At 65.0% G+C, this 8,216-nt stretch carries 4 protein-coding genes; 3 read left to right on the forward strand and 1 reads right to left on the reverse strand.

Annotation, left to right across the window (positions count from 1 at the left end):
• Positions 1 to 248 precede the first annotated feature (248 nt).
• Entirely contained in the window at positions 249 to 3,344 is a 3,096-nt protein-coding gene (gene ppc, locus KFO72_RS40675; protein ID WP_225034465.1) for a phosphoenolpyruvate carboxylase, read from the reverse strand.
• 424 nt (positions 3,345 to 3,768) lie between these two features.
• Between ppc and hemC the strand changes: the two genes are divergently transcribed.
• From hemC to KFO72_RS40690, 3 genes are read left to right on the forward strand one after another with little or no spacing between them, the layout of a single operon-like run.
• The gene (gene hemC, locus KFO72_RS40680) at positions 3,769 to 4,752 is read left to right on the forward strand and encodes a hydroxymethylbilane synthase (protein WP_060600007.1); all 984 of its coding nucleotides are present in this window, start codon (positions 3,769 to 3,771) and stop codon (positions 4,750 to 4,752) included.
• Complete coding sequence (gene hemDX / locus KFO72_RS40685; protein WP_225034466.1) at positions 4,752 to 6,812, forward strand: fused uroporphyrinogen-III synthase HemD/membrane protein HemX; 2,061 nt, start codon at positions 4,752 to 4,754, stop codon at positions 6,810 to 6,812. The genes hemC and hemDX overlap by 1 nt, the downstream gene beginning before the upstream one ends.
• Positions 6,813 to 6,814: 2 nt before the next feature.
• Positions 6,815 to 8,005, forward strand: coding sequence for a heme biosynthesis protein HemY (locus KFO72_RS40690; RefSeq protein ID WP_054929892.1), 1,191 nt, complete (start codon positions 6,815 to 6,817; stop codon positions 8,003 to 8,005).
• Positions 8,006 to 8,216 lie beyond the last annotated feature (211 nt).

Below are 8,216 nucleotides of genomic sequence, written 5' to 3' on the forward strand. Positions count from 1 at the left end.
CGCCCCGCACAGGGGCGACGCTTGAAGCGAGCTAACGTAACGCGGATGCCAGCGCCAAGTCCAAACCGCGGATGCCAGCGCCAAGTCCAAATCGCAGATGCCAGCGCCAAGTCCAAATCACGGATGCCAGCGCAAAACCAATCCCCGAAAGACCAGCACAAAACCAGGCACACCAAACCAAAGCAAGAAACAAAAAAAACGGCGGCCTCAAAAAAGAGAACCGCCGTCCGCAGGACAAAAAAAGGAACTCAACCGGTATTCCTCAACCCCGCCGCAATCCCATTGATAGTGAGATGAATCCCACGCCGCACGCGGACATTATCATCCCCAGCGCGATGTCGCTTAAGCAGTTCCACCTGCAGGTGATTCAACGGATCAAGATACGGAAACCGGTTTTTGATAGACCGCGCGAGCAAAGGATTATCCGCAAGACGTTCTTTCTTCCCGGTAATCTCGGAAAGCACAGCGGACGTCCGCTCCCACTCCGCCACAATGCGCTCGAACACATGCTTACGCAGCTTCTTGTCAGCCACAAGCGCGGCATAACGCGACGCCACCGCGAGATCGGTCTTGGCCAGCACCATATCCATATTCGACAGCAAATTCGCGAAGAACGGCCACGCCTTATGCATCTTGCGCAGCAGACTCACACGACGTTCACGCTCGACATTCGAGCCCGCAGCCTCGAGCCATCCAGCAACCGCGCTACCAAACCCATACCAGCCCGTCAGCAGCAACCGGCATTGACCCCATGAGAAACCCCACGGAATCGCCCGCAAATCCTCGATCTTGCGCTGCTTCGGGTCCTGCAGCTTGCGCGACGCCGGCCGGCTGCCGATGTTCAACTCCGCGATCTCCGCAATCGGCGTCGACGAGAAGAAGTATTCGGTGAAACCCGGCGTCTCGTAGACCAGCGCCCGGTACGACGCCATCGCCGCATCCGACAGCGTCTGCATCACTTCCTCGAAGTCGGGCAGTTGCGACGGCGCATTGCCGTGCGGCAGCAACGACGCTTCGAGCGTCGCGGCAACGACCGTCTCCAGATTGCGCCGGCCGATGTCCGGGTTGCCGAACTTGCTGGCGATCACCTCGCCCTGTTCCGTCAGGCGGATCTGCCCATCGACCGTCCCCGGCGGCTGCGAAAGAATCGCCTGGTAGGTCGGGCCGCCGCCGCGCCCCACCGTGCCGCCGCGTCCATGGAACAGGCGCAGCGTGATGCCGCGCTCGTTGAACAGCGACACCAGCGCCAGTTCCGCACGGTACAGCTCCCAGTTCGACGTCAGGAAACCGCCGTCCTTGTTGCTGTCCGAATAGCCGAGCATCACTTCCTGCTCGTTGCCCTGGTTCTCGATGATGGCATCGATGCCCGGCAACGCCAGCAGATCGCGCATGATGTGCGACGCGTTGCGCAAGTCGGGAATCGTCTCGAACAGAGGGATCACCATCAGGCCCGCGCGCGCCGGATCGACCGGGTTGCCGAGCGCGCCTTGCAGCAGCCCGGCTTCCTTTTGCAGCAGCATCACTTCGATCAGATCGCTCACCGTCTCCGTGTGCGAAATGATGTAGTTGCGCACCGCGCGCGCGCCGAACTTCTCACGCGTCACGCGCGCCTGTTCCAGCACGCCGAGTTCGCTCTTCACCAGATCGGAGTACTCGACATAGGGCGAGCGCAGCAGGCGCGGCTGCGCGAGTTCCGCGAGCAGCACGCGCAGCTTGTCGGCTTCCGGAAGCGCCGCGTAGTCGCTTTCGACACCCGCGCGCCGCAGCAGCTCCGCGATCACCGCTTCGTGAATGTCGGAGCTCTGGCGCAGATCGATACTCGCGAGGTGGAAGCCGAACACTTCGGCGGCGCGCGTCAGCGGCGACAGACGAGGCGTCGCGAGCGACGCGCCGTGATGCTGGGTCAGCGAATCGATCAGCACGTGCAGATCGCGCACGAACTCGGACGAATCGTCATAAGGCGTCGCGCGAATCTTCGGCGCGCCTGGGCCGGCGCTGCGCAGCGGCACGACACCTTCGCCGAGCCGCACGCGCGCACTCGCGCCGAGCCGCGTGTAAATGCCGATCAATGCGCGCCGGTACGGTTCGTCCGTGCGGTGCGGCGAATGATCGGGCGAAGCTTCCGCGAGCGCCTTCAGTTCGTCGCTCGCGCCCGCCAGCAGATTCGACACCGACAGCTCCGCGCCGAGCTTGTGCACCTGTTCCAGATAGTGCTCGAAGATCACCGCGGCCTGGCGCGTGATCGCGTTTTCGAGCGTCTCGCCCGTGACGTTCGGATTGCCGTCGCGGTCGCCGCCAATCCAGCTGCCCATCTGGAAGAAGGGCGGCAGGCGCGCGTCGAGGCCGTGCTCGAGAAGCGCTTCTTCGATGTCGGCGTAGAGCGCCGGAATCTCTTCGAGGAACGTCGCGCGATAAAACGACAGCGCGTTCTCGATTTCATCGGCGACCGTCAGGCGCGAGTCGCGCAGCATGCGCGTCTGCCACAGCGACGTCACGCGCGCGCGCAGCAGCGACTCGTTCTGCAGGCGCTCGCGCGCCGTCAGCGGCTGGTCGCGTTCGGCCAGCAGCCGAGCGATATCGTGCTGCGCGTCGAGAATGCTCTTGCGCTGCACTTCCGTCGGGTGGGCCGTCAGCACGGGGACGATCAGCGCGTCGTTGAAGAACTGCTGCAGCACGGGCGTCGCGGCGGCGTTCGCTTCGACGAGCCGGTCGAGCGCATGCGCGATCGTGCCCGGCTGCGACGTCGAGCCGGCCAGATCGTGAATGCGGTGCCGGCGGTTGCGATGACGGTCTTCCGCGATGTTCGCGAGGTGCGAGAAGTAGCTGAACGCGCGCACCACGCTCACCGTCTGCTCCGGCGAGAGCGCGCGCAGCTTCTTGTCGAGCGCCTGGGCGGCGACGCTGTCGTCCTCGCGGCGAAAGCGCACAGCCGTCTGACGAATCGCTTCGACGACGTCGAACACGGCGTCGCCTTCCTGCTCCCGCACCACGTCGCCGAGCAGCCGTCCCAGGTAGCGGATGTCTTCGAAGAGCGGCTGATCCTTGTCTTCGCGCGTGCGGGCATTGTCCTTCAGTTGCGGCGCGGCGCCGTTGCCGGTTACTTTCGACGCGCGCGCGGCTTCCTGCTTGCCGGCGCCGTCGGATTTAATTCGTTTCGAGACGCCGTTGGCGGACGCCTTGGCCTTCGTGGATTTGCCGGCTTTGCCGGAGTCGAGAGCTTGCGTGGCTTTCACGGCCTTGGCGGCCTTGACAGCGGAAGCGGCGGGAGCGGCCGATGCGGTATTGACGGCATCGGGCGAGGCAGTAGTGCGGCGGGCAGGGCGCGCCGATCCGGAAGACGTCACGATGTTTCCTCAGGAAAGCCAGGGTCAAAGAATGATGATCTGCAACTGCGGGTACAGCGGGGAACTGCGCTCAAAGCCTGTCAGCATGCGGCGCGCGCGGCGGAGGAGGGCCGGTTGCGCGTGCTGCGCCGCATTAAATCATCGCGCATGCGGCGCTTCGACGCGCGAACGACCGTGCTGGGGCTTCTGGCGGCCACGCGAGTCACGATCGATGCGGCTTATGGACGGCTCTGCGTGAATGCATCCGCAGGCCTGTCTCCTCTGGTTCTATGGCGGTTGACGGAAGTGAGCGCAGCCGCGCCAACTACTGTCTCACGCAAGTGCCGTTGCGCTGCCCTGGCATGGCCGTGCGGCCAGCGAGAGGTTGCCAGAGCGCGTGCTAACATTGTTTGTTATCACATCCCGTCGTTCAATGAATCAAACAATGAATTCCGAGACGCTCGCGCCCACTCCGCCCGCCACGCTCGTCATCGCGTCGCGGGAAAGCCGGCTCGCCATGTGGCAAGCCGAGCATGTGCGGTGTGCGCTGCACAAATTATATCCATCTTGTGACGTAAAAATCCTCGGAATGACGACACGCGGCGATCAGATTCTCGATCGAACGCTATCCAAGGTCGGCGGCAAAGGGCTGTTCGTGAAGGAACTGGAGAACGCGCTGGCCGACGGCCGCGCCGATCTCGCCGTCCATTCTCTGAAAGACGTGCCGATGGAGCTGCCCGAAGGCTTCGCGCTGTCGACCATCATGGAGCGGGAGGACCCGCGCGACGCGTTCGTCTCCAACCAGTACGAATCGCTGGCCGCGCTGCCGTCCGGCAGCGTGGTCGGCACGTCGAGCCTGCGCCGCGAAGCGATGCTGCGCACGCGCTATCCCGAACTCGTCGTGAAGCCGCTGCGCGGCAATCTCGACACGCGTCTTTCGAAGCTCGACCGTGGCGATTACGCGGCCATCATTCTGGCGGCGGCCGGCCTCAAGCGTCTGGGCCTCGGCGACCGTATCCGGTCGCTGCTCGATCCCGCGGACAGTCTCCCCGCCGCGGGCCAGGGCGCGCTCGGCATCGAGATCCGCGCGGACCGCACCGACCTCGCGGCATGGCTTGCCCCGCTGCATCACGAACACACGGCGGCCGCGGTCGAAGCGGAGCGCATGGTGTCGCGCGCGCTGGGCGGCAGCTGCGAAGTGCCGCTCGCCGCTTACGCGACGTGGCACGACGGCGCGCTGCATCTGCGCGGCGTCGTGGCGACGCCCGACGGCCAGCGCGTGCTGTCCGCGCAAGCCTCGGCGCCCGCAGCCACGACGGGCGCCGCGCTCGAACTGGGCCGCGAGGTCGCGAGCCAGCTCGAAGCGCAGGGCGCACTCGACATCGTCCGCGCGCTCACCACGGCGAGCGGCCCGGCCGCTTCCGCGTGATGGCGGCCGGCTCGAACCCGACACCCGAGGCATTGCCGTCCAGGGACGGCGCAGGCGCATCGCATGCGACGCATCTGACCGTCGTGCTGACCCGTCCGGCAGGACAGTCCGACGCGCTGGCGAAGACGCTGCACGACGCGGGTGTCGCGACCGTCGAATTTCCCTTGATCGACATCGCCGCAGCGGACGACGAAGCGCCGCTGCGCGCGGCGCTCGCATCGCTCGACCGATACGCGCTGGTCGTCTTCGTCTCGCCGAATGCCGTCGATTACGCGTTCGCGAGCCACGACGCGATCTGGCCGCACGCGCTGCCCGTCGGCGTGGTCGGTCCGGGCAGCGTCGCGGCGCTCGCGAAGCATGGCGTCGAAGCGCCCGCGTACCAGGTGATCAGCCCGGGCGCATCGGCCGATGACAACGACGGCGCACGCTTCGATTCCGAGGCGCTGTATGCAGCGCTCGAAACCTTGCTCGGCGAGAACGCCTTCGAAGGCAAGCGCGTGCTGATCGTGCGCGGCGACGGCGGCCGGGAATGGCTCGCCGAGCGTCTGCGCGAAGCGGGCGCCGAAGTCGAGACGGTCGCGGCCTACCGGCGCCTCGTGCCCGACCCGTCGATCGACGCATGGTCGCGTATTCACGCCCTGCTGTCGGACGAGTCGAAGACGCCGCACGCATGGCTCGTGACGAGTTCCGAGGGCGTGCGCAATCTCGCCGAACTCGCGCACGACCATCTCACGACGAACGAGCAGGCACACCTGAAACGCGCGATGTTCGTCGCGCCCCATCCGCGCATCGCAGAAACTGCGCGGGCATTGGGTTTTGATAGCATTACGGTGTCCGGTGCGGGCGACGAACGGATCGCCCGTACGCTGTTGTCTCTCGCGACACCTTTTGAAGTTCAACCGGTCCAGTCCAACCCGGCACAAGAACGCATGTCTGATACCAACGCATCCACGACCCCTACACCCCCGACGTCCGGCTCCGCGCCGCGGTCCGCCACTGCGCTGCCGCCGAATCAACCCTTTACGCCGTATGAAATGCAACAGGCCAAGCCCAGGGGCAACACGCTGCTCTGGGTTGTCATTGCGCTGGTGTTCTTCGCGGCGGTCGCGGGCGGCATTGCGTTGAACCGCAGGATCATCAAGCTCGATCAGCAACTGTCGCACCGCCAGCAGGCCAACGATTCGCAGACGGCCGAACTGCGCGTGAAGACCGAGCAGGCCGTCGCCAGCGTGCGTCAGGCCGATGCGCAACTCGCGCAGCTCGAAGGCAAGCTCGCCGACGCGCAGAACGCGCAGCAGGCGCTGCAGCAGCAATACGCGGACCTCGCGCGCAACCGCGATGACTGGACGATGGCCGAAGTGGGGCAGATGCTGTCGGCTGCAAGCGAGCAACTGCAACTGACGGGCAACACGCAGCTCGCGCTGTTCGCGCTGCAAAGCGCGGACACGCGCCTCGCCGCGTCGGACGGTGCGCAGGTGCTGGCCGTGCGCAAGGCGATCGCGCAGGACATCGACAAGCTGAAGTCCGCGCCGTCCACCGACCTGACGGGCCTCGCCATCAAGCTCGACAACGCGATCGATCAGATCGACCAGTTGCCGCTGTCGGGCGAGGCGCCGATTGCGCACGCCACGCCGCACGCGTCCACACCGAAGGATGTCGACCGCGTCGCGGCCGCCACGGGTGAGCCGAAGTGGAAGGTGTGGTGGAAGCAACTCGTTGCCGGTATCGGCGAGCAGTTGACGAGTCTCGTGCAGGTGCGCCGCATCGACCACGCCGACGCGATGCTCGTCGCGCCCGATCAGGGCTATTTCGTGCGCGAGAACCTGAAGATGCGCCTGTTGTCGGCGCGTCTCGCGCTGCTCGCGCGCAACCAGACGACGCTCAAGTCCGACCTTCACGCTGCAGACAACGCGCTCGCGCGCTACTTCGACGCTTCGTCGAAGCAGGTGCAGACGGTGCGCGACCTCGTGAAGCAGGTGGACGACGGCTCGGGCGCCGTCGACGTGCCGAATCTGGATACGAGCCTGCAGGCCGTGCATCAATACCGGACCCGGGGTTAATCATGGCGCTGCGTGGACTTCTCTGGCTCGCTTTCCTGTTCGCGATTGCGGTGGTGCTCGCGATCGTCGGGCGCTTCGACACCGGGCAGGTGTTGCTCGTCTACCCGCCGTATCGGATCGATATTTCGCTGAACCTGTTCATTGTCGGGATCATCGTCGCGTTTATCGTGATTTATGCGTTGCTGCGCATCGTGCGCAACATCTGGCGCATGCCGCAGCGCGTCGCGGCGTATCGCGCGCGTCAGCGGGTGGCGAAGGCGCATGCCGCGTTGCGCGATGCGATCGGCAATCTGTACGCGGGCCGCTTTTCGCGCGCGGAGAAGGCTGCGCGCGACTCGCTGACCAATCCCGACAACAAGGGTGCGGCGGGCCTGATCGCCGCGAACGCCGCGCACCGGATGCACGAGTACGCACGTCGCGACGAATATCTTGCGCAGATCGATTCGCCTGACTGGCAGGACGCGCGCCTGATGGCGACGGCCGACATGCGTGCCGACGGGCGCGATGCGGATGGCGCGTTGCTGGCGCTGACCGAAATGCAGTCGCAGGGCGGGCGCCGCATTCACGCGCAGCAGATTGCCTTGCGCGCGCAGCAGCAGTTGAAGAACTGGGGCGAAGTGCTCAAGCTCGTGAAGACGCTGGAAAAGCGCGAGGCAATTCATCCTGCCGTTGCCGCGCGTTTGCGGCAGCTTGCGGCGGAGAATCTGCTGCGCGATCGCAGGCACAATGCTGATGCGCTGCTCGAACTGTGGCATTCGCTGACGCCTGTTGAGCGGCATTCGCCGCGGCTTGCGGATCTTGCGGCTGAGTTGCTGGTAGCGCTGGGGCGTCCGCAGGATGCGCGGAAGATCGTTGAAGAGGCGCTTGCGCAGAATTGGGATGCGCGGTTGTTGCGGCGCTATCCGGACACCACGGGAGGTGACGCGCTGCCGCTGATTCAGAAGGCCGAGGCCTGGCGGAAGGAGCGTCCTGACGATGCGGATCTGATGTTTGCGCTTGGGCGGTTGTGTCTGCATCAGCAGTTATGGGGGAAGGCGCAGTCGTTTCTTGAGCAGGCGCTCAAGCTTGCTGATAACGAGACTTTGAAGATTCGCTCGCATCGGGCGTTGGCGAGGTTGCATGAGCAACTCGGGGATGCGGAGAAGGCTAGCGCGCATTATCGGGAGAGTGCGTTGGCTATGAATGTGGTTTGAGGTTTTTTTTGTCTGCGACGCGGTTAGGTGGTTTTGATTGTGATTGGGCTGGGGGCTGTGGTTTGCCTTCGGGCCTCAGGCGTCGATGTTCGGTTTGTTGGCCTTTGCTTTCGCTGGTATCCGCGATTTGCCTTTGCTTTGCGCTGGCATCCGCGCATTGTTAGCTCGCTTCAGGCGTCGCCCCTGTGCGGGGCGGCACCTACTTTTCTTT

It is taken from the genome of Paraburkholderia sp. XV (assembly GCF_020177535.1).
In the GTDB taxonomy this organism is placed as follows: Bacteria; Pseudomonadota; Gammaproteobacteria; order Burkholderiales; family Burkholderiaceae; genus Paraburkholderia; species Paraburkholderia caribensis.

Coding starts and splice junctions, on each gene's coding strand:
- KFO72_RS40690 (WP_054929892.1), top strand. CDS start 6,815: ATGGCGCTGCGTGGACTTCTCTGGCTCGCTTTCCTGTTCGCGATTGCG.
- hemC (WP_060600007.1), top strand. CDS start 3,769: ATGAATTCCGAGACGCTCGCGCCCACTCCGCCCGCCACGCTCGTCATC.
- hemDX (WP_225034466.1), top strand. CDS start 4,752: ATGGCGGCCGGCTCGAACCCGACACCCGAGGCATTGCCGTCCAGGGAC.